We start from the raw sequence: 24,324 nt of genomic DNA, 5'->3' as shown, positions 1-24,324 counted from the left end.
ACGCAGGCTGATCGCGGCTAATCCTCCGATGTGTCAGTCCATGTCCAGAGCTCGCCGCAGCCACGCCTCGACCCCCGCGACGTGCACGGTCGCCCACGAGCGTGCCACGTCGGCCTGACGGGAGGCGATGGCCTCGTAGATCGCGCTGTGCTGCTCGCGGGTCTTGTCCATCGCGCCCTCCTGGGTGAGGCCGCGCCAGATCCTGGCCCGGGTGGTCGGCCCCGACAGGCTCTCGATGAACGAGCACAGCACGCTGTTGCCCGAGCCCTGCGCGATGCGGTGGTGGAACTCGAGGTCGTTGGCCACCAGCTCCTCGACCGTCGGCCGCTCGGGCAGCTTGTCGAGGATCACCCGCAGCTCCGCGACGTCGGCGTCGGTCATCTGTTCTGCGGCCATCGCGGTGGCGGCCGGCTCGAGGATGCGCCGGACCTCGAAGAACTGCAGCACGGTGTCGTCGCGGTGCAGGTCGAGCACGAACGACATGGTGTCGAGCAGCAGCCGCGGCTCGAGGCTGGTGACGTACGTGCCGTCGCCCTGGCGTACGTCGAGGACGTTGATGAGCGACAGCGCCCTGACGGCCTCGCGCAGCGAGTTGCGTGAGAGGCCGAGCCGTTCGGCCAGGTCGGCCTCCTTGGGCAGGCGGTCTCCTGGCGCCAGCTCGCCGGAGACGATCATCTGCTTGATCTTGTCGATGGCCGCGTCGGTGACCGCCACGCTCTTCTCCCTAGACATCGGATGTCTAGGAGTCTAGAGCCTGGAAGCGGACCGGATCGACCCCCGCGTGGCGACGAACCTGACCGCGCGCCTCCAGCGTACGCAGATGGGCCGCGGCCTCACCGGCCGCCATGCCCCTCAGGACCGGGGGCAGTTCGTCCCACGGCCGGTTCCACGTCATCATCGCGGCGACCTCCCAGATGGTCAGCGGCTGCGCCTGCCTGGCCAGGAGGGCGCGCAGCCGTTCGAGTTTCTCCTCGTGATGGTGGCGGATCTCGGCAGCACGCGCCGCAACATCCGGAAATATCCACTCATGGGCGGGGAGAGCGTCGAGTGGGCCACTGGCCGCCGAGAGATCGCCGATCCGGTCCAGCGAGTTCAGGAAGTCGCTGAGCGGATCGACGTCGTCGCGATCGTACGGATAGATCCCGACGTGCGGGGTGATGTCGGGCAGGACGTGGTCACCGGTGAACAGCCGGTCCGCGTCCTCCAGATGCAGGCAGATGTGTCCTGGTGTGTGGCCGGGCGTGTGGAACGCCCGCAGCTTGCGGCCCGGCAGGTCCACCAGGTCGCCGTCCCGCAGCTCGCGGTCGGGCAGGGCGGGCGGCGCGGGCCTGGTGCCCATGACCTGCCTGGCCTCGCCGGGGTCGGCTCCCGCGCGGCGCAGCATGTCGCTCTGGAAGTCGTCGTGCTCGCCGGCCGCGTACTCGGTCATGAGCCTGACCAGCGCCGCGTCGTCCTCGTGCATGGCGATCCAGCTGCCGGACGCCTCGCGCACCTGCCCGGCGAGCCCGGCGTGGTCGGGATGGAAATGGGTGACGACCACCCCGCTCACCGTGCTCACGTCGATGCCGAGCGCGGCCAGGCCGCCGGTGAGCGCGTCCCACGCGTCGGGGTGGTTCCAGCCGGCGTCGATCAGCACCGGGCCCCTGGGCGACTCGACGGCGTAGACGAGCGTGTAGCCGAGCGGGTTGCCGGGAATCGGCACCGGCACGCTCCACACGCCGCCGCCGAGATCCTGCGGACGCTGCTCAGCGTACGGTCTGCGCCTGGTCTTCATGTGCCCCCGATTCGTGGTGGTTCGTGGGTAAGAGCGCCTGCTGCGAGGCCCGGATACCCGTTCAGCCGATGCGTTCCAGGATGGTGGCGGTGGCCAGCGCGCCGCCCGCGCACATCGAGACGAGTGCGGTGCTGGAATCGGAGCGTTCGAGCTCGTGCAGCGCCGTGGTGATGAGCCGGGCGCCCGTCGCGCCCACGGGGTGGCCGAGCGCGATCGCGCCGCCGTTGACGTTGACCCGGTCGAAGTCGGGCTCGTGCACGCTCGCCCACGACAGCACAACCGACGCGAACGCCTCGTTCACCTCGAACCTGTCGATGTCGCCGATCGTCATCCCGGCCGACGCGAGCGCCTTGGCCGTCGCCGCCACCGGCCCGTCGAGGTGGAAGTACGGCTCCGCCCCCACCAGCGCCTGCGCCAGGATGCGGGCCCTGGGCCGCAGGCCGTGCCGCCGCGCCGCCGTCTCGCTCATCACCAGCACGGCCGCCGCGCCGTCGGAGATCTGCGAGGACGTGCCGGCCGTGTGCAGGCCGCCCTCCACCACCGGCCTCAGCGCGGCCAGCCCCTCGACGGTCGTCTCGCGCAGGCCCTGGTCCCTGCGGACGTCGCCGACCGGCACGATCTCCCGCTCGAACCGCCCGTCGGCCCACGCCTTGGCCGCCAGCCGCTGCGAACGCGCCCCGAACCAGTCGAGCCGCTCACGCGTCAGCCCGCGCCTTTCGGCGATGCGCTCGGCCGCCGTGAACTGGTCGGGCAGGTCGATGGTCCAGTCGTCGGGGCGCGGCTTGGCGGGGCGCACGTTGCTGCCCAGCGGCGCCCGGCTCATGACCTCGACGCCGCAGCCGACGCCCGCCTCGATCACGCCCGCGCCGATCAGCGCCGCCGCGAGGTGCACCGCCTGCTGCGACGAGCCGCACTGGGCGTCGACGGTGGTGACACCCGTCTGGTACGGCAGCCCGGCATAGAGCCAGGCGTGCCGCCCGACGTGGCCGCCCTGCTCGCCCGCCTGCGTCACGCAGCCGGTGAACACCTGCTCGACGATCGCCGGGTCGATGCCCGCCCGATCGACGAGCCCGTTCAGCGCCGTGGCCAGAACCTGTTGCGGTTTCAGCTCCGCCAGCCAGCCGGCCCGCTTGCCGATCGGTGTGCGTACGGCCTCGACGATCACGGGTGTGCCCATAGCCGCCTCCAGAATTAAGCTCTGGCGCGACTGTAACTGGTTCTACTTGGTTGCGGAACCCTCCCACTTCGGCGGCAGGCCGAACGTCTCGAACAGCTGCTCCTCGAAGAACATGCCGACGTGGCTGACCCGGTCGCCCGACAAGGTGAGCACCATGATGGCGAACTGGCCGTAGACGCCGTCCTTGCGGTGATAGACGGCGAACGCCGGCTGGCCGTTCGCCGCGACCGGGACCAGCCGCAGATCACCCGCGCGCTCTGCCGGGCACTGCGTCCTGGTGAGCTCGGCGATCGACTCGGGCCCTTGGTACCAGCCGGTGAACGGCGGCATCTCCCACACCGCGTCCTCGGTGAACAGGTGGACCAGGCCGTCGACGTCGTAGTTCTCGAACGCGGCGACGTAGCGGTCGAGCAGGTCGCGCTGCTCGGACGTCAGCGGCTCGACCGGGTCGTCGACGCTCGGCGCCACCTCGTCGAGCTGGGCGCGGGCCCGCTGCAGCAGGCTGTTGACCGCCGCCGTCGAGACCCCGACCGCCTCGGCCACCTCGGCGGCCTTCCACCTGAGCACGTCGCGCAGGACCAGCACCGCGCGCTGGCGGGGCGGGAGGTGCTGCAGCGCGGCGATCAGCGCGAGCCTGATGCTCTCACGCGAGGTCACGATCGCGGCCGGGTCGTCGGCGCCGGCGCCCGTCAGGGCGTCGGGCGCGGGCTCCAGCCAGGGCACCTCGTCGTCGCGGGCGAGCGGCGCGGCGGCCTCTTGGCTGGGAGCGCCGAGCCCGGTCGGCAGGGGGCGCCTGGAACGGCTGTCGAGCGCCGTCAGGCACGTGGTGGTCGCGATGCGGTAGAGCCACGTGCGCAGGGACGAACGCCCCTCGAAGCCCTCGTACGCCTTCCACGCGCGCAGGTAGGTCTCCTGCACGAGATCTTCGGCGTCGTGCACCGAACCCATCATGCGATAGCAGTGCGCGAGCAGCTCGCGCCGCATGGGATCAGCCTGGCGGAGGAAGTCCTCGCTCGTCGGCTTGTCGGTCATACCCCCTTGTATAGCCCCCGCCACCGACAGAATCCCGCGAACACCTTTCCGGGGGTGCGGGTCAGATGTCGGCGAGGAGGCGGGTGGCGGCCGTTTCGATGCGGCGTTGGATCTGGTCGTACGTGCGGCGGCCGCGCAGCATCTCCAGCAGCTCCTGGACCCAGACGCTGGCCAGGGAGCCGGCCAGGTCGATCTGTTCCTCGCTCGCCTCCTGCAGGGTCAGGCCGTCGGCGGAGACGCGCAGCAGCAGGCCGGTCATGCGGTCGCCGAAGGGGGTCTGGACCTCGGCCATGATGAGGGAGCGGATGAGCGCGTCGGCCAGCTCGGGCTCGCGCATGAGCCCCCTGGTGGCCCGCATTAGCACGTCGACCGCGCGGCTGGCGGGGGTCGCGGCACCCGGCGGGCGCCGCTCGATGCTGCTCTCCAGCAGGTCGATCTCCTCGCCGACGACGGCGACGACGAGGTCCATCTTGGACGGAAAGTAGCGATAGAGCGTGCCAAGCGCCACGCCCGCGCGCTCGGCCACCGTCCGCATCTGCATGGCCTCGACACCGCCGCGCGAGGCCAGCGCCGCCGCGGCCTGGACGATGCGCTTGCGGCGTTGGTGCTGGCTGCGGGTGCGGACGCTGTGCCCGCCCGGGGTGGAACCGTTTTCCATGGTGCCCTCGGAGTCGCTGGGGGGCGCCGCGGGGGTGGCGTGCGTGGAACGCATGAGAACACGTTATCTGATTTCTTCTTGACGCGGCTTGTTACTCGCGGGTCACAAACCAGCCCTATAGGCCCATGTCTCCGGCGTTACACGGATATATCCGGCCTTATGTAGATAGGTGGCCGCTGGACAGACATTAGAATCTGTTCTAGTTTGCGAATCGGCTTACCTAGCGCTTGCTGGAGGAGCGATGACCGCGGACACGCTCGCCTCCCTGCTGACCGCACGCGCCCACGACGACCGCCCCGGGCTCGTGTTCGAGGACAGGGTGTGGACGTGGCGCGAGCACGTCATCGCCTGTCAGGAGGCCGCCGCCCGCCTGTCCGCGCACGGTCCCGGCACGCACGCCGGTGTGCTGAGTGAGAACGTTCCCGACCTGGTTTTCCTCATCGGCGGCGCGGCGCTGGCCGGTCACGTCGTGGTGGCGCTCAACCCCACCCGTCCGGCCCCGGAGCTGATCCGCGACGCCCGCGCCACCGACGTCACCTTGCTCCTGGCCGACACCCCCTTCACCAACCTGGCCACCGAGGTCTCCAGGGAGCTGGGGGTGGAGTCCCGCCCGCTCGCCACGGGCGCGCATACGGGCTCGCCCTTCGCCCAGGACCCGCCGCTCGCCCAGAACACGCCTCCGCACCCGCCCTCTGCCGGCCATGAGCGGCCCGCCAGGCACGAGCGTGCTGACCCGCAGGGTGGCGAGCTGGTGATGCTGATCTTCACCTCGGGGACGTCGGGGCGGCCACGCGCTGTCCGGGTCACGCAGCGGAAGCTGGCTGTGCCCGGGGTCAGCCTGGCGGCCATGCTCGGCCCCGACGACGCCGTCTACTGCTCGATGCCGCTGTTCCACTCGGGGGCGCTCATGGCCGCTTACGCCCCGGCCGTCGCGTCGGGGGCGAGGCTGGTGTTGCGGCGGCGGTTCTCGGCGACGGGGCTGCTGCCCGACATCAGACGGTACGGCGCCACGTACCTGCACTACGTCGGCAAGGCGCTCTCCTATGTGCTGGCCACCGAGGAGCGCCCCGACGACGCCGACAACCCGCTGCGGATCGCGTTCGGCAACGAGGGCAGCGCGGTGGCGACCAGGCGGTTCGGGGAGCGGTTCGGGTGCCGGGTCATCGACGCGTTCGGATCGACGGAGACGGCCATCTCGCTCACCCCCGACCCCACGGGCCCGCCGGGCTGCCTCGGCCGGTTGCCCGACGGCGTCCACATCCTCGACCCGTTCACCGGCCGCCCCTGCCCGCCCGCCAGGATCGAGGACGGCCGCCTGCTCAACGCGGAGGAAGCGGTCGGCGAGCTGGTGAACACGGCAGGGCTCGGGTTGTTCGACGGCTACTACAACGACCAGGAGGCGGACGCGGAACGGGTCAGGGACGGCGCGTTCTGGTCCGGCGACCTGGCCTACGCCGACGCGGACGGCCACGTCTTCTTCGCGGGAAGAGGCACGGAACGGCTGCGCGTGGACGGCGAGAACCTCGCGGTCGCGCCCATCGAGGCGGTGTTACGCGAGTTCGCCGGGGTGGTGGAGGCGGCGGTCTACCCGGTGCCCGACGCGGCGGCCGGGGATCAGGTGATGGCGGCGCTGGTGCTGGCGGGCGGCTTCGACCCGGAGGCGTTCGCGGCCTTCCTGGCCGGACGCGGTGACCTGGGCGTCAAGGCGCTGCCCCGCTACGTCCGCATCGCCCGCGAGCTGCCGCAGACGCCCTCGCACAAGGTCATCAAGCGGCACCTCGCCCGCGAGGCGTGGCGCACGGCCGACCCCGTCTGGTGGCGCACGCGGCACGGCTTCCGTCCGCTCACCGACGCGGACGTGGAGGGCATCGAGGACGACTTCGTACGGCACGGCAGGCGACACCTCTTGGAGACGTAGACGTGGATTTCAACCTGGACGAAACCCAGCGGGAGCTGAAGCAGCTGGCGGCCGATGTCCTGTCGATGGAGAGGTCGAAGGAAGGGTCGAAGGAAGGGGACGAGGAGCGGTTGTGGCAGGCCGGGCTGCTCAGCGTGTGCGTGCCCGAGGCGGCGGGCGGCGCGGGGCTCGGCCCGGTGGAGATGGCCGTGGTGCTGCGCGAGGTCGGCGCCCGCGCGGCCCCGGTGCCCGCCCTGCCGGTGCTCGCGGGCCAACTGCTGATGGCCCGGCACGCGGCCCCCGACCGGCAGCCGCCGCCCGGCGCCCGGCTCACCCTCGCCCTGCGCGAGCCCGGCGTCCCCCTGGCCGAGCCGCCCCGCACCACCGCCCGCGAGGTGAGCGGCCGGTGGGAGGTCAGCGGGCGCAAGACGGGAGTGCTCCATCCGGACGGCGCCGGGGTGCTGGTGACGGCGGACGAGGGGCTGTTCCTGCTGGAGAGCCAGGCGGGCACGCCGGAGCACACCTCGACCGGCGAGCCGGCCGCCACGATCGTGCTGGACGCGACTCCGGCCGAGCGCGTGGCAGGGCCCGAGGGGGCGCGGGACGCCGTCCAGGTGTTCATGGCCGCCGTCGCCGCCCAGGCGAGCGGGGTGCTGGCGGGGGCGCTGGAGCTGACGACCGGCTACATCAAGCAGCGCAGGCAGTTCGGGCGGGCGCTGGCCGAGTTCCAGGCCGTGACGATGCAGATCGCCGACGTCTACATCGCGGGCCGGGCGCTCGACGTCGCGATGTGGTCGGCGGCCTGGCGGCTGGCCGAGGGGCTGCCGGCCGAGCAGGACCTGGCGCTGGCGGCGTACCAGGTGGGGGAGGCGGTCGAGGCGCTCTACACCTGCCAGCACCTGCACGGCGGGCTCGGACTCGACGTCACCTACCCGCTGCACCGCTACTTCGCCCAGGCCAAGCACCTGTCCCACCTGCTCGGCGGCGCCGACGCCCAGCTCGACCTGATCGGAGCGCTCGTCTGATGCTCATCGACCTGACCCCCGAGCAGCGCAGGCTCCGCGACGAGCTGCGCGAGTACTTCGGTTCCTGCCTGACCGCCGAGGACCGGGCCAAGATCGCCGATGATCCGTTCGGCGAGGCGTACATGGAGCACTGCCGTCGGCTCGGCAGGGACGGCAAGCTCGGCCTCGGCTGGCCCAAGGAGTACGGAGGAGGCGGCTACGGCCCCCTGGAGCAGCAGATCTTCGCCAACGAGATCGCCCGCGCGGGAGTGCCGTACCCGATCATCACCGTGCAGACGGTGGGCCCCACGCTCATGCAGTACGGCACCCAGCGGCAGAGGGAGTTCTTCCTGCCCCGCATCCTGGCCGGCGAGTGCCACTTCGCGATCGGCTACAGCGAGCCCGAGGCGGGCACCGACCTGGCCGCGCTGCGGACGACGGCGGTGCTGGACGGCGACCACTACGTCGTCAACGGCCAGAAGATCTTCACCAGCGGCGCGCACTACGCCCAGTACATCTGGCTCGCCGCCCGCACGAACCCGACGGCCAAGCGGCACAAGGGCATCACGATGATGATCGCCGCCACCGACGACCCCGGCTTCTCGTGGACGCCGATCGTCACCATGGACGGCCGCCACCACACCAACGCCACCTATTACTCCGACGTGCGCGTGCCGGTGGACATGGTGGTGGGCGAGGTGGACCGCGGCTGGGACCTCATCGTCAACCAGCTCAACCACGAGCGGGTCACGCTCGGCCCGGCGGGCAACATCGGGCAGACCTACGACAGGTTCCTGGCCTGGGCGCGGCGCACGGGGCTGGACGCCGAGCCGGGCGTGCGGCGGGCGCTGGCCGCGGTGTGGGCCGCGTTCCGTACGAACGAGCTGCTCAACTGGCAGGTCGCGGCCAACATGGACCTCGGCTGGCTGGGCGCGCCGGACGCGTCCGCGACCAAGATCTACGCCTCCGAGCGCATGCAGGAGGTCGGCAGGATCGTGGGGGACGTGCTGGCGAGGTACGGCGACCCGGCCGACCCCGAGACGGCCGAGCTGATCGAGCGCACCGACCACGCGACCAAGGGGGCGGTGGTGCTGACCTTCGGCGGCGGGGTGAACGAGGTGCAGCGGGAGCTGATCGCCATGCTCGGCCTGAGCCTGCCGAGGCCGCCTCGATGAGCGCGGTACTCGGCGACGAGGAGCTGCACGAGCTGGCCGCCAAGCAGGCGGCGCTCGGCGAGGTGCGCGGCACGCCGGCCGACGACCCCGTCAACGTCCCCATGATCCGGCACTGGCTGACCGCCATGGGCGACACGAACCCCGTCTACCTCGACCGCGGCCTGGCCCCGCCCGCGATGGCGCAGGTGTGGACCATGCGCGGGCCGGGCGGCAGGGACCGCTCGCCGGTCGACGACCTGCTGGCCGCGCTCGACCGCGCCGGCTACACGGGCGTGGTGGCGACGAACTGCGAGCAGACCTACCACCGCTACGTACGGGTGGGCGAGCGGCTCACCCCCGCCACCCGGCTGTCGGGGCTCGCCGGGCCGAAGCGCACGGCACTGGGCACCGGCTACTTCACCACCTGGAACGTCACCTGGTACACCGACGAGGACGAGCCGGTCGCCACGATGATGTTCCGCGTACTCAAGTTCCGCCCCCCGGACAGGGAACAGGCCGAGGAGCGCACGCCGTACCCGCTGCGGCCGGCCGTGAACGAGGACACCGCGTTCTTCTGGGAGGGCGCGAAGCAGGGCGAGCTGCGCATTCAGGCGTGCGCCGACTGTGGGGAGCGGCGCCACCCGCCGGGCCCGCTCTGCCCGCGCTGCCGCTCCGCCAACCGGGGCCACACGGTGGCGAGCGGTGAGGGCGTGCTGTTCAGCTACGTCGTGCACCACCATCCGCCGGTGCCGGGACGGGAGACGCCGTTCGTGGTGGGGGTGGTGGAGCTGCCGGAGGGCGTACGGGTCGTGGGCGACGTCGTGGGCTGCCCGCCCGGGGACGTGGAGGTCGGGATGCGGTTACGGGTGCGGTTCGACGCGATGGACGCCGAGCTGGTGCTGCCGAGATGGGAGCCCGCATGATCGGGACGACGCTGCCCGAGCTGACGATCGAGCTCACGCCGACCATGGTGATCTCGACGGCGCTCGCCACGATGGACTTCACACCCGTCCACCACGACACGGCGCTGGCCCGCGCCCAGGGCTCGAAGGACATCTTCCTCAACATCCTGACCACGATGGGCCTGGTCGAGCGGTACGTCACCGACTGGGCGGGACCCGGAGCGGTGATCAAGGCCATCGACGTACGGCTCGGCGTGCCGGCGTACGCGGGGGACCGGCTGACCTTCAGCGGCACGGTCGTCGAGGGCGCGGACGGCGCGCCGGCCGTGCGGGTGCGCGGCCGGGTGAGCCTCGGCGACCACGCCACCGCGACCGTCACGTTCCTCCAGGGGGAGAGCCAGTGAACACCGCCATCGCGGGCATCGGCGCCACCGAGTTCAGCAAGCGGTCGGGACGTTCCGAGCTGCGCCTGGCCGCCGAGGCCGTGCTGGCGGCGCTGGACGACGCGGGCCTGTCGCCCTCCGACGTGGACGGCCTGGTCACCTTCACCCAGGACAGCAACCAGGAGATCGCCGTGGCCAGGGAGACCGGCATCGGCGAGCTGACCTTCTTCTCCCGCGTCGAGTACGGCGGTGGCGCGGCCTGCGGCACGGTCGCGCACGCGGCCATGGCGGTGGCGACGGGCATGGCGAGCACGGTGGTCTGCTACCGGGCCTTCAACGAGCGTTCAGGACGCCGGTTCGGGCAGCCCAACTCGGGGCTGAGCGGGCAGCCCACCTCGCAAGGGCTGGAGATGAGCTGGCACGTGCCGTACGGGCTGATGACGCCCGCCGCCTGGGTCGCCATGTTCGCCCGCCGCTACCAGCACGTGTACGGCGCCACCTCCGAGGACTTCGGCCGGGTGGCGGTGGCCATGCGCCGGCACGCCGCCACGAACCCGGCCGCCTGGTTCCACGGCCGGCCGATCACCTTGGAGGAGCACCAGGCGTCCCGGTGGATCGTGGAGCCGCTGCACCTGCTCGACTGCTGCCAGGAGAGCGACGGCGCGGTGGCCCTGGTCGTCACCTCGGCCGAGCGGGCCCGCGACCTGCGCAGGTCGCCCGTCCTGATCGCGGCCGCCGCGCAGGGCGCCGGGGCCGAGCAGATGATGATGACCAGCTACTACCGCGATGACATGACCGGGCTGCCCGAGATGTCCGTCGTCGGGCGCCAGTTGTGGGCGAAGTCGGGGCTCTCGCCGGCCGACGTCCAGACGGCCATCCTGTACGACCACTTCACCCCGTTCGTGCTGACCCAGCTGGAGGAGCTGGGCTTCTGCGGGCGCGGCGAGGCGGCGGGCTTCGTGCGGGACGAGGGCATCGAGCTGGACGGGCGGCTGCCGGTCAACCCGCATGGAGGGCAGCTCGGGGAGGCGTACATCCACGGCATGAACGGCATCGCCGAGGCCGTCCGCCAGATCAGGGGGACGGCCGCCAACCAGGTGCCGAACGTCGCCAACGTCCTCGTCACCGCCGGGACAGGAGTGCCGACGAGCGGGCTGATCCTGTCCGGCGGCTGACCGCCCCTGACCGTCCTGGGGCGGTCAGGGGTTGACGAAGACCGGCATGGAGAAGAAGACGATCATCGCGATCGCCACGCACAGCAGGAAGCCGACCACTTCCCACACCCAGTCGTAGTGGCGGTTCTTGCGGCGGCGCTGCTTCTGCGGGCGCGGGGTCACCTCGGGCCGGCGCTTGGTGACGGGACGGGCGCGTACGGGACGCGGCGCGATCAGCGACGCCTCCTGCCACCCCGCCTCCAGCCCGACCTCCCGCCCGGCCCGCTGCCCGGCCTCCCAGCCGGTCTCCCGCGCGGCCTGCCGCCCGCCCCGCCGCTCGGCCCCGCGAAGAGCGTCCTGCCCGAATTCCCGCGCGGATTCCTGCCCGAGTTCCTGCGCGGATTCCTGCGCGGTCCTGGTCTTCTGGCCGCTGCTCCACGGGGTCTCGCGGGCGGGCTGGGCCGAGGGCTCAGGGGTGGCGGGGCGCTCGGGCAGGCGGTAGACGGGCTCGCTCGCGGGCTTGCCCTTGGCCGGCCTGTCCGGGGCCTTGCCGCCGGTCGCGCGGTGGCCCGGCTTGCCCGTCCCGCCGGACTTCTGGGGCCGTTCGGACGGGCGGGAGCGCGGCTTGAACAGCGGCGCGGCGGGCTCGCGGACCGGCTCGTCCGTCAGAGCCGCCCCTGAAGGCATCTCGGGCAGGCGGCGGAACTCCTCCGGCGTGGGCTGCGGCTCCAGCGACGGCTGGCGCCGGTCGCCCCGAGGCGGCGGGACCGGCCGGGCAGGACCCTTGTGGAGGAGGACGTCACCCGTCATGTACGGATCGGGCGCGTCCTTCGGCAGGATCACGTCACCCGTCGCGAACGGGTCGGCCGCGTGGGGCTCGGGCTCGGCCAGGTAGAACGGCCGCTCGACCGGCTGCCCGCCCGACGTACCGGACCAGGCGAGGACGTCGCCGGCGTCGCGCGGATCACGCGCGGACCCGCCGAGCGGACCTCGGCCGGCCCGCGGGTCCTTGAAGGCGCGGGTCGAGCCGAGCGGGTCGCGCAGCGGCACGCCGGGATCGAGCACGTCGCCCGGCGGCCTGAGCGGATCGCGCAGCTTCGGCATCGGCGCCGTGGTGGCGTCGTGCTCGGGCCGGTGCGATGTCGCGGGCGGCGTCAGCAGCTCGGCCGGGAAGATCACCGTGCTGGTGGCCGGGTCGGCGTCGGCCAGCGGCTGCGGCCAGACGGGCGGGCTCGGCCAGCGCGGCTTGGTGAACAGCGGGCCGGGCGCGGCGGGGCGCGAGCCGGCGAAGTGGATGCGCAGCGCACCTGGCGGCTGCGGCCACGGCAGGCGGCCCAGCACGTCGGGCAGCGGCGCGACCCGCAGGGCGCCGTACACGTCGGCGATCGGCTTGGGCAGCCGGGCCCCGGTGGAGGCGAGCGCGGTGCCCAATGCCTGCCTGAGCTGGTGTCCCGCTCCGATCGCCAGCTCTTCGGCGGTGTCGGGCGCGACGTCGAGCACCCAGGCCAGCTCGGCCTTGCTGAGCCCGCACACCGCGCACAGCACGAGCACCTCGCGCTGGTGCGGGCGCAGCTCGCGCAGGGAACGCTCGACGAGCGCGGTGGCCGGGTCGATGAGCGGGTCGACGGTGGGGGGAGAGTAGACGATGTCCCTGCGGTGGATCTCGCGGCGCGCGAACGCGTAGAGCGCGGCACGCGGCGGAGCGGTGGCCGGGACGCCGTTGAGCACGGACGCCAGGACGTCGGACGCCGCGCCGAGATCCCCGAGCTGGTCGGCGCAGTACGCGAACAGCCCGGCGGCGTGGCGGTCGTAGAGCTCTGCGATCAGTTCGGCGCGCTGGCGCTGATCGGTGAGCGGCTGAGACACGTGGCCGGTCCCTTGCTGGATGCGGACGCTGGGGGGTGAGAGGCGCGTCAGGAGGTTGTGAGCTGATGCGTCAGGATGCGTGAGGGTAATCATGCCAACTGGCGTGGTCCGGCGCACTACCAGATGCGGAATTGCCAGGAATATCCGGTCTTTACGCAGGTTTTCTGTGATGCGGCAAGTGAAGCGTTTCAGGAAAACCCGGGAGGACAGGCCGGTCAGAGTCACCGTAGTCTGTGGGTCCAGCAGATCATGCGGCGGTCGTGGCACGGGGGCTGCGGCGCTGCCTCCCGAAGCCCGAAGCGAGAGTTCGCGCGTGATCACATTCGAATCCGTCACCAAACGCTATGCCGATGGCACGGTAGCCGTCGATCACCTCGACCTAGAGGCGCCCACGGGCGAGATCACCGTGCTCGTCGGCCCGTCTGGCTGCGGAAAGACGACGTCCCTGCGCATGATCAACCGGATGATCGACGCCTCGGAGGGCCGCATCCTCCTCGACGGCGTCCCGGTGCAGGGCATCGACCCGCCGACGCTGCGGCGCGGCATCGGCTACGTCATCCAGCAGGCCGGTCTCTTCCCCCACCGCAAGATCGTGGACAACGTCGCGACCGTCCCCTACCTGCTCGGCTGGGACCGCAAGAAGGCCCGCTCCCGGGCCATGGAACTGCTCGAACGCGTCGGGCTCGACCCCGCGCTGAGCCAGCGCTACCCGTTCCAGCTCTCCGGCGGGCAGCAGCAGCGCGTGGGCGTGGCGCGGGCGCTGGCCGCCGACCCGCCGGTGCTGCTCATGGACGAGCCGTTCAGCGCGGTCGACCCCATCGTCCGTACGAGCCTGCAGGACGAGCTGCTGCGGCTGCAGAGCGAGCTGAACAAGACGATCGTGTTCGTCACCCACGACATCGACGAGGCCATCAAGCTCGGCGACCGGGTGGCGGTGCTGCGGGTGGGCGGCAAGCTGGCCCAGCTCGCCGACCCCAAGACGCTGCTCGCCGCGCCGGCCGACGACTTCGTCCAGGAGTTCCTCGGCCACGACAGGGGCATCAGGCGGCTGCAGTTCGTCTCCACCGAAGGGCTGCGGCTGCGTACGGACCTGACCGTGCCCGAAGACTCGACGGCGGCGTCACCCGAGCCCTGGCTGCTGGTCGTGACCGGCGACGGCTCGCCGGTGGGCTGGCGCACCGGCGAGCCGGGCGGCGAGCTGGAGCCGTTCGGCACCTTCCGGCACGGCCACGACAGCATGCGCACCGCGCTCGACGCCGCGCTGCTGTCGCCGTCCGGCTACGCGGTGGCGCTCGACGCCGACGGCAAGGTGGCCGGCGTGGCCACCCGGCAGGCGCTCGACGAGGCGCTGGCGGAGGCCGCAGATGGGTGACGGTCCTCCCTCCCTGTGGGAGTGGATCGGGCGCAACTGGGACACCGGCCGGGTCGACAGCATCAGCAACCTGCTCACCGACCACCTCGTGATGTCGTTCATGCCGATCCTGCTCGCGCTGGTCGTGGCGCTGCCGCTGGGCCTGGCCTGCGCGCGCTGGCGCTGGCTCTACCAGCCCACCTCCGGGCTGATGAACGTCGTCTACGCGCTGCCTTCGCTGCCGGTCTTCATGCTGCTGATCTCGGTGACCGGGCTGTCGCAGACCACGGTGATCATCCCGCTGGCCTTCTACGGCACGGCGGTGCTCATCCCCGCCGTGGTCGACGGCCTCGACTCGGTGCCCGACCACGTCCGCCAGTCGGCCGTGGCCATGGGCTTCACGCCGCTGCGTCGGCTGCTGGCGGTCGAGCTGCCCATCGCGGTGCCCGTGGTGCTGGCCGGCCTGCGGGTGGTCGCGGTCTCCAGCATCAGCCTGGTCAGCGTGGGCGCGCTCATCGGGCAGGGCGGGCTCGGGGGCCTGTTCACCCGGGCCTACCAGAACCCGTTCATGCCGCCGGTCATCACCGGCATCGTGCTCATCGTCGCGCTGGCGCTGGTCGCCGACGGCCTGCTGGTCCTCGCCCAGCGACTGCTGACCCCCTGGGTGCGCGCACGGAAGGGGACCGCGTCGTGACCTGGCTGACCTCCTTCTTCGGCTGGCTCGGCGACTTCTTCGGCGACCCGGCCAACTGGTCGGGCACCGGCGGCATCCCCGCCCGTCTGCTCGAACACCTGGAGTTCTCGGCCCTCGCGCTGCTGCTCGCGGCGGTGATCGCGGTGCCGCTCGGCCTGCTGATCGGCCACACCGGGCGGGGCGAGGTGCTCGTCGTCGTCACCGCGAACCTGGCCAGGGCGCTGCCCACGCTGGGGCTGCTGGTGATGTTCGTGCTGCTGCTGCTGGGCACCGCCTCCATCTGGCCGGTGATCATCCCGCTGGTCCTGCTGTCGGTGCCGCCGATCCTGGTCAACACCTTCGAGGGGATCAAGGGGGTCGATCCCGAGCTGCGCGACGCCGCGTACGGGATGGGGCTGCGCGGCGGGCAGGTGCTCGGGCGGGTGCTGGTGCCGGTGGCGCTGCCGCTGATCCTGCTGGGCTGCCGGTTGTCGGCCATCCAGGTCGTGGCCACCACGACGGTCGCGGCGTACACCGGGCTCGGGGGACTCGGCCGTTATGTCATCGACGGTTTCGCGACCAAGGATTACGCGAGCGTCGTCGGTGGTTCCGTACTGATTGTGCTGTTCGCGCTCGTTGTGCAGGTGCTGTTCGCTCTCGCCCAGAGAGTGGCGGTCTCTCCGGGGGTGAGCCGGCGCCTGAAGGTTCGCTAGGTTTTGCTGTATAACCTCCCGCTAAGAAGGGAAAAGTCATGAGACGCACGTACGGCATCGCGGGGGTGCTCCTGTCGGCGATGCTCGCGCTGACCGCCTGCGGTGGGGGTGGCTCCACCGGGGGCAACCCGCTCGACACGACGAGCGCGGCCCCCTCCGGCTCGGCTTCCGGCGGGGGAGGCAAGGCGATCGTCGGCTCCTTCGACTTCGACGAGAGCGTGCTGCTCGCCTCCATCTACGCCCAGGCGCTTGAGGCCAAGGGCGTGCAGGTGGAGGAGAAGCCGCGCATCGGCAGCCGCGAGGTCGTCTACGACCAGGTCAAGAGCGGCGGCCTGACGATCGTCCCCGAGTACAACGGCAACCTGCTCGCCTTCGTCGACATCAAGGACACCTCGGTGACCACCGACGAGGTGAACGCGGCGCTCAAGCAGAAGCTGCCGGCCGAGCTCGAAGTGCTCGACTCCTCGCCCGCCGAGGACAAGGACAGCCTCTCGGTCACCAAGGACACCCAGGCCAAGCAGTCGCTCACCACCATCGAAGACCTCGCCAAGGTCTCGAAGGACATGGTGCTGGGGGCTCCGCCCGAGTTCAAGAAGCGCTGGGAGTCGCGCTTCAAGGAGGTCTACGGGCTGGAGTTCAAGGAGTGGAAGCCGACCGGCCCCACCACGGCCGACGCGCTCAAGGACGGCTCCATCCAGGTCGGCAACGTCTTCACCACCGACCCCAAGATGACGACGAACGACCTGGTGCCGCTCGAGGACACCAAGAACATCTTCGCCGCCCAGAACGTGACCCCGCTGCTGCACAAGGCGTCCGCCGACGACACGATCAAGACCACCCTGAACGGCATCTCGGCCAAGCTGACCACCGACTCGCTGCTGCAGATGATGCAGAAGATCTCGGTCAACAAGGACGAGCCCGCTACGGTGGCCAAGGAATGGCTGACCGGCAACGGCCTCGCCTGAGCGCCGTCACTCACGTCAGGGGCCTCCGCACGCGCGGAGGCCCGGCCAGTTGCTCGCCGGGGCGGGCGGCGCGGTGAGCGAGCTGTTCACGGAGGCGATGGCGCAGCTCGCGGCCGGCGTGGCGGTGGTGACCGCGCGCGACGGGCGCGACGACATCGGCACGACCGTGTCGGCGCTGATGTCGGTCTCGCTGGAGCCGCCGCTGGTGCTGGTGAGCCTGGCCAGCCGCGGCTACCTCAACGAGGTGCTGCTGCGGCAGGACCGCTGGGCCGCCTCGCTGCTGTCGTCCGGGCAGGCGGCCGTCGCCAGCCGCTTCGCCACCGCGGGCCGGCCGAGCGCCCGCCTGCTCGTCGCCGGCACCCCGCACCACCGGGGACCGCACACCGAGGCGCTGGTCGTCGAGGGCGGGGTGGCCGCCGTCGAGGCCGAGACCACCAAGGTCGTCGCGGCCGGCGACCACACGATCTTCATCGCCGCCGTCCTCGCCGTCGACTACGTCGACGCCGCCAAGCAGCCGCTGGTACGCCTGCGCGGCCGCTACCGCTCCACCGGCTGAGAGCCTGCCTTGAGGGACCGCATCAGCTGATCCGGTACCACGAGGGCAGGAGGAGCGGGCCGCCGGCGGGCAGGCCCAGCTCGGCCGAGAGGCGCGCGAGCGGCCCCCACGCGTCGAGCCGGATCCTGGCCAGCGCCGCCGACTTGTCCTCGCTGGACTCCGGCCCGCGCAGCCGTTCGAGCGGGTTGAGCCGGGGATAGGTGCGTACGGGAGCGTCGTCGGTCAGCCCCGTGCGCTTCCTGGCCAGCGCCAGCGCGTCCTCGAGGCCGCCCAGCTCGTCCACCAGCCCGTTGGCGTGCGCGTCGGCGCCCGTCCAGACGCGGCCCTTGGCCAGCTCGTGCGCCCGCTCGGGGCTGAGGTCGCGGCTGCGCGCCACCTTGCCCACGAAGTCGTCGTAGATGCGGTCGAGCCAGGCGTTCACCCGCTCCCACTGCTCGGGCGAGAAGCCGCGCGAGGAGGAGAACATCCCGGCGTTGGCCCCCTCGGCCAGCAGCTCGGAGTTGACCCCGATCTTCTCCAGCAGCTCGGCCAGCACCGCCTTGCCGCCGTAGACGCCGATCGAGCCGGTCAGCGTGCCCGGCTGCGCCACGATCACGTCGGCGGCCATCGACACGAAGTAGCCGCCCGAGGCCGCCACGTCGCCCATCGACACGATCACCGGCTTGACCTTGCTCGTCAGCGTGACCTCGCGCCAGACGGTGTCGCTGGCCACGTAGGAGCCGCCGGGGCTGTCGACCCGGAACACCACGGCCTTGACGTGCTCGTCCCGCCGGGCGGCGCGCAGCGAGGCGCTGATCGTGTCGGAGCCCATCGCGCCGCCGCCGCCGAGCGGGCTGCGTCCGCTGCGGCCGCTCTTGATCATGCCGGTGCCGTGGACGAGCGCGATGCCGTCGGCCATGGGCTGGGGCAGCTTGCGTACGGAGGCGCCCTTGGCGTAGCGGGAGACGTACAGGAGGTGGGCGTCCTCGCCGGCGGCGCGCTTGAGCTCGTCGTAGACCTCGTCGCGGTAGGCCAGCCCGTCGACCAGCCCCGCCTCCTTCGCCTCGGCGGAGGTGAACGGCCCGCGGTCGATCAGCTCGCGCACCTTGCCGGGGTCGAGCCGGCGGCCGTCGGCGATGCCCGCGACGACCGTCTCGGTCACCGACTCCAGGATGCGGGCCGCCGACTCGCGGTGGGCCTCGGTCATGTGGTCCTGGGTGAAGGTGTTGACCGCCGTCTTGTACTCGTGCCGCTGGCCGGCCTCGTAGCCGATGCCGAGCTTGGTCAGCGCGCCCTTGACGAACCGCTGCTCCATGGCGAGGCCGGTCAGCCCGACGTCGCCGCTCGGCTGCAGGTAGAGGCGCTCGAACGCGGTGGCGAGGTAGTAGGGGACGGTGCCGCCGCCGAACTCGCCGAACGTCTCCGCGTACGCGACCGTCAGCTTGCCCGACGCCCGGAACCTGATCACCGCCTGACGCAGCTCCTGCACCATGGCGAGGCCCAGCGGGTTGCCGCCGACCTTCACGACCAGCGCCCTGACCTTCGGATCCTGGCGGGCCCGCTTGAGCCCGGACAGGATGTCGGCCAGGCGCGGCTTGCGCATCGACAGCACCGCGGCGAGCGGATCGGACGGCGGGCCCTCGGTGAGGCCCTCGGTCAGATCGAGCTCCAGCACCAGCGGGGCCGTACGCCGCTGGCGGAGCTTGCCGACGGTTTCGAAGATCGCCTTGCCTGCGTCCATAGAAGCCACCCTAAGCGACACAATTCGAAATGCGGCCTTGCCGGACGAGGGGTTCCCCGGCTCACATCGTGAGGACGACCTTGCCGGTCGCGTGCCCCTCCTCCTGGTAGCGCATCGCGGGCCGCAGCTCGTCGAACGCGTACGTGCTGTCGATCACCGGCCGCACCTTGCCGTCGTCCATGAGCCCGGCCAGCTCGTCCAGGTTGCGGCGGATGTCGGGGCAGCCGACGACGTTCGCCACGACGGCCCGCTGCGAGACCAAGGCCGACGCCGCGATCGTCCCGATGAGCTGCCCCATCGGCTGCACCCACCGCCCCGGCGAGCCGCCGATGAGCACGCACACGCCCTTGGGCCGCAGCACCCGCCGGCACTCGCGGAACTTCCTGTTGCCCGCGATGTAGAGCAGGGAGTCGTACGGCCGGCCGCCCCTGGTGAAGTCCTCCTTGGCGTAGTCGATCACCTCGTCGGCGCCGAGCGTGCGCATCAGGTCCGCGTTCCTGCCGCCGCACACGGCCGTGACGTGCGCCCCGTACGCCTTGGCGAGCTGCACCGCGAACGTGCCCACCCCGCCCGACGCGCCGTTCACCAGCATCCGGTGCCCTGGCCTGACCTTGGCGTGGTCGCGGATCGCGAGCAGTGCCGTCATGGCGGCCAGCGGCACGGCCGCCGCCTCCGCGAACGACAGGTGGTGCGGCTTGCGCGCGACCTTGTCCGCGGAGATGGTGACGTACTCGGCGAACCCGCCGCCTTCGGGCATCGACCACACCTCGTCGCCCGGCGCGAACTCCGTCACCCCCTCGCCGGCCGCGACCACGACGCCGGAGACGTCCGCGCCCAGGACGCTGAGATGCGGCCGGCGCAGGCCGAGCGGGCCCACCAGGCGGGCCATCAGCGGCTCGCCGCGCATCAGGTGCCAGTCCCAGGGCTGGACGGACGCGGCCTTGACCTGGACCAGGACCTCGCCCGGGCCGGGGGCTGGGCGGTCGAGGTCGGTGAGATCGAGCACGTCGGGGGAGCCGTACCGGCGGAGGACCCAGGCCTTCATCGCGCATCTCCTTCTGCTGGTTCGCTGCGCTGACGGCCTCAGTGTGGGCGCGGGAGCAGGGGCGGCGTAACGGCCGTAAGCGGGACCGTCCGGCAGCCGAAAGTACGACGTGCGAGCCCGCCGGACGGCCCCAGGGAACGGACCCCTGGACCGATGCCCCGGTGTGGTCCGCGCGGTCACCATCGCAGCATGAGAACTCCAGGTGGATGGGCGGTGCCCGCCGGGCTGATCGCGTTGGGGCTCGTGCCCGTGGTGGCCGGGGTGCTGCGGGTGGGCGACCTGCCGGGGGAGGCGGCGCACGGGGTGCCGCTCGCGCTGCACGTCACGGCCTCGCCGCTCTACACCGTGCTCGGCGCCTTCCAGTTCGCGTCGGGGTTCCGCCGGCGCAGGCGCGGGTGGCACCGGGCGGCCGGGCGGGTGCTGGTCGTGGCGGGGCTCGTGGCGGCGCTGTCGGCGGTGTGGATGACGCTGTTCGCGCCGCTCCCGCCGCGCGACGCGGGCCTGCTCACCGCGTTCCGGCTGGTGTTCGGGACGCTCATGGCGGTCGCGCTCGTCCGCGGCTTCGCCGCCGTCCGGCGCAGGGACGTCCGCCGGCACCGCGCCTGGATGACCCGCGCGTACGCGATCGGCCTCGGCGCCGGCACGCAGGCGTTCACCCTGGGGATTTGGGAGGCGGCGGCGGGCCCGCCGGACGCCTTCGCCCGCGCCCTGCTCCAGGCCGCCGGCTGGGTGATCAACCTGGCCGTCGCCGAGTGGGGGATCCGCAGGTCAGCGCCGCACCCGGCGGGTCTCGTACGCCCACATGGCGATCTCCACCCGGTTGCGGAGCCCGAGCTTGGTCATCAGGCTGGCGACGTGACTCTTGACCGTGCTGAGTGAGATGTGCAGCTCGTCGGCGATCTCGCTGTTCGTCCGCCCGCGTGCCACGGTGAGCAGGATCTCCTCCTCCCGCTCGGTCAGCGGCTCGACCGGCTGCGCGAGCGGCTGGGCGGGCCCCGTGCCGGCGAACGCGGACAGCAGCCTCGCCGTGACGTTCGGGGCGATGAGCGCGTCGCCGGCCGCGGCCGCGCGTACGGCCTGGGCCAGCAGGTCGGGCCCGGCGTCCTTGAGCAGGAATCCGCGGGCGCCGGCCCTGAGCGCCGCGTAGACGTACTCGTCCAGGTCGAACGTCGTGATGACGACCACCGCGAGGGGGTCGGCCACGTCGGGCCCGGCCAGCCGCGCCGTCGCCTCGATGCCGTCGCAGCTCGGCATGCGGATGTCGAACAGGCACACCTCCGGCCGCAGCCGCCTGGCCAGCTCGACCGCCCGCGCGCCGTCCCCGGCCTCGGCGATCACCTCGATGCCGGGCTGCGCGTCGAGGATCATCCGCAGCCCCGTACGCGCGATCTCCTGGTCGTCCGCGACGATCACCCGAATGGGCTCGCTCACGCCTGTCCTCCCGCCCACCGCTCCGTCCGGCTCGCGGCCGGTCGCCTGCCGAGCTCCGCCTGAGGTCCTGAGCGCGGCAGCACGGCGGTGACCGTCCAGCCGCGGCCCGGGTTGGGTCCCGCCTCGCAGGTGCCGCCCAGCAGGTCGGCGCGCTCCGCCATGCCGAGCAGGCCGTACCCGGACGAGATCACGGGACGGCCGGCGGTGCTGTCGCCGTCGTCGCTCACCTTCACCCGCACCGACGTGTCGTCCACCGTCACCCGCACGTCGATCCTGGTGGCGTGCCTGGCGTGGCGGCGGGCGTTCGTGACGGACTCCTGGGCGATCCGGTAGACCGCCGCGCCCACCGACGGCGGCACGCCGCCGAGGTCGCCGTCGATCTCCAGCACCACGACGGGCCCGGTGCCGGACGACCGTCCCGCGAGCTGTTCGAGGTCGGCGAGGCGCGCGTTGGGCGTCCGCTCGGCGACCTGGTCCCTGCGCAGCACCCGCACCATGGCGCGCATCTCGGCGAGCGTGCGCGACGCCTCGGCCTCGATCACCCGCAGCGCGTCAACGGCCGCTCCCGGATCGGTGGTGGCGGTCGCGATGCCCGCCTGCGCCCTGATCGCCATCGCCGAGACGTGGTGGGCCACGGTGTCGTGCAGGTCGCGGGCCAGTTGCTCGCGTTCGAGCAGCTTGACCTGGTCGAGCTCGCGCATCCTGGCCCGGGTGAGGAAGCGGAAGGTCGCGCCCAGCGCGAACACCGCGAACACGGCGCTGAACGCCCCGAGCACGTCGCCCGGCGCGATGACCCCGGAGACGGTGGCGGTGAGCACCGCGAGCACCATCAGCCCGAGCGCGGCCAGGGCCTCACGCCCGCTGCCCCAGCGGGCGGGCGCGTGGAGCAGGAGCAGCACGTACGCCGACGCGGTCAGCTCCGACAGGTCGGCCCCGATGGTGAGCTGGATCAGGCCCGTCAGCACGATGGGCACGGCCAGGGCGAGCAGCGGATGGGTGCGCCGCATCAGCAGGGTGGGCAGCAGCGCCAGCGCGAAGATCATGGACAGCGGGCGGTGCTGCAGGTCGTCCCTGAGCAGGCCCTCCAGCACGATGGCCGGCACGAGCAGGCCCACCAGCACCCAGTCGTGCCACACCCGGCACGGGGGATCGGGCGGGCGGGGCTCGCTCCAGATGGAGCGTAAGAAGCCGGGCACGTGCACATCGTACGTTCCCGCGCGCCGCCGGGGGGTCTCAGCCCCCGGCGGCGAGGTGACGGCGCCGGTCGTCGCCGGCGCGCTTGAGCGCCTGGGGCAGCTGCTCCGGGCTCAGAGCCGGGGGTCCATGCTGGCCTGGGCCGTGGTGGTGGCGCGTTCCAGGTCGATCCTGGAGGTGACCACCGGCGTGCCCGAGGCGTCGAACTGGATCGCCGTCCCGGTGTCCCGCAGCCGCTGCAGGCTCTGCGCGACCGTGAAGTCCGGGTTGGCCTGCCGCAGCAGCGCGAACGCCCCCGCGACGTGCGGCGCGGCCATCGAGGTGCCGCTCTTGTCCCCGTACGCGTCGTCCGGCACCGCCGAGTTGATGGTCACGCCCGGCGCGAACAGGTCCAGCAGCGGCCCCCTGTTCGTGAACGAGGCCAGCCGGTCACCGTCGTCGGTCGCCCCCACGGCGATGGCCGTGGAGATGCAGGCCGGCGAGGCCACCGCGTTGGCGAACCCGCTGTTGCCCGCCGCGACCACGGGCGCCACGCCCAGGTTCACCAGCGCGTCGAACTCCGGCTTGACGGCCGCGGCGGTCGGGTCGCCGTCGCACGCCTCCGAGTACGGCGTCCCGCCGCCCAGGCTCATGTTCACCGCGGCGACGTTGTGCCTCCTGACCACCCGCGAGACGTACTCGAGCGCCAGCTTCTGGTCGGAGGTGTAGCTGAGGAAGCAGGGCGCGGTGCTGCCCCGCAGCGCGCAGGTCAGGGCGTTGTCCACCCGGCTGAACACCTGGATGGGCAGCAGCCGGGCCTCGGGGGCGACGCCGTTGGCGGGCGCGCCGTCGGTCATCTTGCCCGCCGCGATGCCCGCCACGTGGCTGCCGTGCGAGCACGCGTTCTGCCCGTTGACCAGGCACTGCGCGGTCTCGGCGTCGGCCGCGCCAGGCCCGGTCTGGCTGGGCTGGTTGTTGGGGCAGAGCGAGACCGTGCCGTCGGTGGCGCTGGCGGAGGAGAAGCAGGCTTCGTCCACGATGCGCCCGGTGAAGAATGGATGGTCCCGGTCGATCCCGGTGTCGAGCACGGCGATGGTGGTGCCGGTGCCGTTCCAGCCCGCCGCGTTCGCCCGGTTCGAGCGGATCAGGGCGGTGCTGACGTCGAGAAAGGGCATGCTCAGCTCGTCCTTGTAGACCGAGTGCACGCGATCGTCCTGCTTGAGCTTGTCGAGCGTGCGCCGGTCCACCTCGGCGACGAAGAAGTGCGGCGAGCCCGTCGCCTCGACGATGCGGCTGCCGTCGGACGCCTGCTCCAGGTCGGCGGCCACCGCCTGCACGCTCTGACCTGGTTTGAGCTGGATGATGGAGCGGACCCGGCTCTTCGCCTGCACCTCCGAGGCCAGTGCCGGGCTGATGATGGGATCGCCCGTGTCGGCGGCGTCGGCGTGGAATGCGGGGGCCGCGTACAGCACGGCTGATGTCAGGGCCAGCGTCGCCGCGCCGGCCAGCAGAGACCGTAGCCTCACTTGTTCCTCCCGGAGGCTGGAGCCGTGAAGCGCGTCCGGCTCCCGGCTGATTACAGCCGCTACCTCCCCGCCTGTGACAACTGTGATGTCAGTGGCCTATGTGAGGCAGAGAAACGATGGAGGGTTCTTTACGGGGAATCGGGAGAAGAGAAGAAGGCCGGTCCACATTC

At 72.1% G+C, this 24,324-nt stretch carries 23 protein-coding genes; 12 read left to right on the top strand and 11 right to left on the bottom strand.

The window, feature by feature from the left end:
* Nucleotides 1-33: 33 nt before the first annotated feature.
* The 5 genes from ACFFR3_RS49225 to ACFFR3_RS49205 all read right to left on the bottom strand — a co-directional run bounded on the left by ACFFR3_RS49225 (nucleotide 34) and on the right by ACFFR3_RS49205 (nucleotide 4,695).
* The gene (locus ACFFR3_RS49225; RefSeq protein WP_364376654.1) at nucleotides 34-714 is read right to left on the bottom strand and encodes a FadR/GntR family transcriptional regulator; all 681 of its coding nucleotides are present in this window, start codon (nucleotides 712-714) and stop codon (nucleotides 34-36) included.
* Between the two features lie 25 nt (nucleotides 715-739).
* Entirely contained in the window at nucleotides 740-1,774 is a 1,035-nt protein-coding gene (locus tag ACFFR3_RS49220) for an MBL fold metallo-hydrolase (RefSeq protein WP_345389392.1), read from the bottom strand.
* Between the two features lie 61 nt (nucleotides 1,775-1,835).
* Nucleotides 1,836-2,951 (bottom strand): steroid 3-ketoacyl-CoA thiolase, encoded by a 1,116-nt coding sequence (locus ACFFR3_RS49215; RefSeq protein WP_379485462.1) that lies wholly within the window; start codon nucleotides 2,949-2,951, stop codon nucleotides 1,836-1,838.
* 42 nt (nucleotides 2,952-2,993) lie between these two features.
* Entirely contained in the window at nucleotides 2,994-3,983 is a 990-nt protein-coding gene (locus tag ACFFR3_RS49210) for a sigma-70 family RNA polymerase sigma factor (RefSeq protein WP_345389390.1), read from the bottom strand.
* Nucleotides 3,984-4,044: 61 nt separating this feature from the next.
* Nucleotides 4,045-4,695, bottom strand: a complete 651-nt coding sequence (locus tag ACFFR3_RS49205; RefSeq protein WP_379485461.1) for a TetR family transcriptional regulator — start codon at nucleotides 4,693-4,695, stop codon at nucleotides 4,045-4,047.
* 187 nt (nucleotides 4,696-4,882) lie between these two features.
* Between ACFFR3_RS49205 and ACFFR3_RS49200 the strand changes: the two genes are divergently transcribed.
* The 6 genes from ACFFR3_RS49200 to ACFFR3_RS49175 are packed head-to-tail and all read left to right on the top strand — an operon-like array spanning nucleotide 4,883 to nucleotide 11,156.
* Nucleotides 4,883-6,559, top strand: a complete 1,677-nt coding sequence (locus ACFFR3_RS49200) for an AMP-binding protein (RefSeq protein ID WP_379485460.1) — start codon at nucleotides 4,883-4,885, stop codon at nucleotides 6,557-6,559.
* Between the two features lie 2 nt (nucleotides 6,560-6,561).
* On the top strand, nucleotides 6,562-7,563 hold the full coding sequence (locus tag ACFFR3_RS49195) for an acyl-CoA dehydrogenase family protein (RefSeq protein WP_379485459.1): 1,002 nt from the start codon (nucleotides 6,562-6,564) through the stop codon (nucleotides 7,561-7,563).
* Nucleotides 7,563-8,717: an acyl-CoA dehydrogenase family protein gene (locus ACFFR3_RS49190; RefSeq protein WP_379485458.1), complete on the top strand. Its 1,155-nt coding sequence runs from the start codon at nucleotides 7,563-7,565 to the stop codon at nucleotides 8,715-8,717. The genes ACFFR3_RS49195 and ACFFR3_RS49190 overlap by 1 nt, the downstream gene beginning before the upstream one ends.
* On the top strand, nucleotides 8,714-9,619 hold the full coding sequence (locus ACFFR3_RS49185; protein ID WP_379485457.1) for a bifunctional MaoC family dehydratase N-terminal/OB-fold nucleic acid binding domain-containing protein: 906 nt from the start codon (nucleotides 8,714-8,716) through the stop codon (nucleotides 9,617-9,619). The genes ACFFR3_RS49190 and ACFFR3_RS49185 overlap by 4 nt, the downstream gene beginning before the upstream one ends.
* On the top strand, nucleotides 9,616-10,002 hold the full coding sequence (locus tag ACFFR3_RS49180; protein ID WP_364376630.1) for a MaoC/PaaZ C-terminal domain-containing protein: 387 nt from the start codon (nucleotides 9,616-9,618) through the stop codon (nucleotides 10,000-10,002). Before ACFFR3_RS49185 ends, ACFFR3_RS49180 begins: the two co-directional genes overlap by 4 nt.
* Nucleotides 9,999-11,156, top strand: a complete 1,158-nt coding sequence (locus ACFFR3_RS49175) for a lipid-transfer protein (protein WP_364376627.1) — start codon at nucleotides 9,999-10,001, stop codon at nucleotides 11,154-11,156. The genes ACFFR3_RS49180 and ACFFR3_RS49175 overlap by 4 nt, the downstream gene beginning before the upstream one ends.
* A gap of 24 nt (nucleotides 11,157-11,180) precedes the next feature.
* Here the strand turns inward: ACFFR3_RS49175 and ACFFR3_RS49170 are convergent, their stop codons facing one another.
* On the bottom strand, nucleotides 11,181-13,001 hold the full coding sequence (locus ACFFR3_RS49170; protein WP_379485456.1) for an RNA polymerase sigma factor: 1,821 nt from the start codon (nucleotides 12,999-13,001) through the stop codon (nucleotides 11,181-11,183).
* Between the two features lie 313 nt (nucleotides 13,002-13,314).
* Between ACFFR3_RS49170 and ACFFR3_RS49165 the strand changes: the two genes are divergently transcribed.
* From ACFFR3_RS49165 to ACFFR3_RS49145, 5 genes are all read left to right on the top strand, one after another.
* Nucleotides 13,315-14,373 (top strand): ABC transporter ATP-binding protein, encoded by a 1,059-nt coding sequence (locus ACFFR3_RS49165; RefSeq protein WP_345389380.1) that lies wholly within the window; start codon nucleotides 13,315-13,317, stop codon nucleotides 14,371-14,373.
* Entirely contained in the window at nucleotides 14,366-15,046 is a 681-nt protein-coding gene (locus ACFFR3_RS49160) for an ABC transporter permease (RefSeq protein ID WP_345389378.1), read from the top strand. Before ACFFR3_RS49165 ends, ACFFR3_RS49160 begins: the two co-directional genes overlap by 8 nt.
* A complete protein-coding gene (locus ACFFR3_RS49155; RefSeq protein WP_379485455.1) occupies nucleotides 15,043-15,738 on the top strand; it encodes an ABC transporter permease in 696 nt (231 codons plus the stop codon). The genes ACFFR3_RS49160 and ACFFR3_RS49155 overlap by 4 nt, the downstream gene beginning before the upstream one ends.
* A 38-nt stretch (nucleotides 15,739-15,776) precedes the next feature.
* Nucleotides 15,777-16,703, top strand: a complete 927-nt coding sequence (locus ACFFR3_RS49150; RefSeq protein ID WP_364376617.1) for an ABC transporter substrate-binding protein — start codon at nucleotides 15,777-15,779, stop codon at nucleotides 16,701-16,703.
* A gap of 97 nt (nucleotides 16,704-16,800) precedes the next feature.
* Nucleotides 16,801-17,259, top strand: coding sequence for a flavin reductase family protein (locus ACFFR3_RS49145; protein WP_345409381.1), 459 nt, complete (start codon nucleotides 16,801-16,803; stop codon nucleotides 17,257-17,259).
* A gap of 22 nt (nucleotides 17,260-17,281) precedes the next feature.
* Here the strand turns inward: ACFFR3_RS49145 and sppA are convergent, their stop codons facing one another.
* Together sppA and ACFFR3_RS49135 are read right to left on the bottom strand one after the other, a co-directional pair.
* On the bottom strand, nucleotides 17,282-18,979 hold the full coding sequence (gene sppA / locus ACFFR3_RS49140) for a signal peptide peptidase SppA (protein WP_379485454.1): 1,698 nt from the start codon (nucleotides 18,977-18,979) through the stop codon (nucleotides 17,282-17,284).
* Nucleotides 18,980-19,040: 61 nt separating this feature from the next.
* Nucleotides 19,041-20,024, bottom strand: coding sequence for an NAD(P)-dependent alcohol dehydrogenase (locus ACFFR3_RS49135; RefSeq protein ID WP_345389374.1), 984 nt, complete (start codon nucleotides 20,022-20,024; stop codon nucleotides 19,041-19,043).
* Nucleotides 20,025-20,213: 189 nt separating this feature from the next.
* On the opposite strand from ACFFR3_RS49135, the gene ACFFR3_RS49130 reads away from it, so the two are divergent.
* Nucleotides 20,214-20,903: a DUF2306 domain-containing protein gene (locus tag ACFFR3_RS49130; RefSeq protein WP_345389372.1), complete on the top strand. Its 690-nt coding sequence runs from the start codon at nucleotides 20,214-20,216 to the stop codon at nucleotides 20,901-20,903.
* On the opposite strand, the gene ACFFR3_RS49125 is transcribed toward ACFFR3_RS49130, so the two are convergent.
* From ACFFR3_RS49125 to ACFFR3_RS49115, 3 genes are all read right to left on the bottom strand, one after another.
* Nucleotides 20,793-21,455 (bottom strand): response regulator, encoded by a 663-nt coding sequence (locus tag ACFFR3_RS49125; RefSeq protein ID WP_345389370.1) that lies wholly within the window; start codon nucleotides 21,453-21,455, stop codon nucleotides 20,793-20,795. The genes ACFFR3_RS49130 and ACFFR3_RS49125 overlap by 111 nt on opposite strands.
* Complete coding sequence (locus ACFFR3_RS49120) at nucleotides 21,452-22,651, bottom strand: sensor histidine kinase (RefSeq protein WP_345389368.1); 1,200 nt, start codon at nucleotides 22,649-22,651, stop codon at nucleotides 21,452-21,454. Before ACFFR3_RS49120 ends, ACFFR3_RS49125 begins: the two co-directional genes overlap by 4 nt.
* Before the next feature lie 111 nt (nucleotides 22,652-22,762).
* Nucleotides 22,763-24,154 (bottom strand): S8 family peptidase, encoded by a 1,392-nt coding sequence (locus ACFFR3_RS49115; RefSeq protein WP_379485453.1) that lies wholly within the window; start codon nucleotides 24,152-24,154, stop codon nucleotides 22,763-22,765.
* Nucleotides 24,155-24,324: the final 170 nt, after the last annotated feature.

Origin of the sequence: Nonomuraea salmonea (genome assembly GCF_042428605.1) — a bacterium.
GTDB lineage: Bacteria > Actinomycetota > Actinomycetes > Streptosporangiales > Streptosporangiaceae > Nonomuraea > Nonomuraea salmonea.
This window is presented reverse-complemented; position numbering and strand designations above follow the sequence as displayed.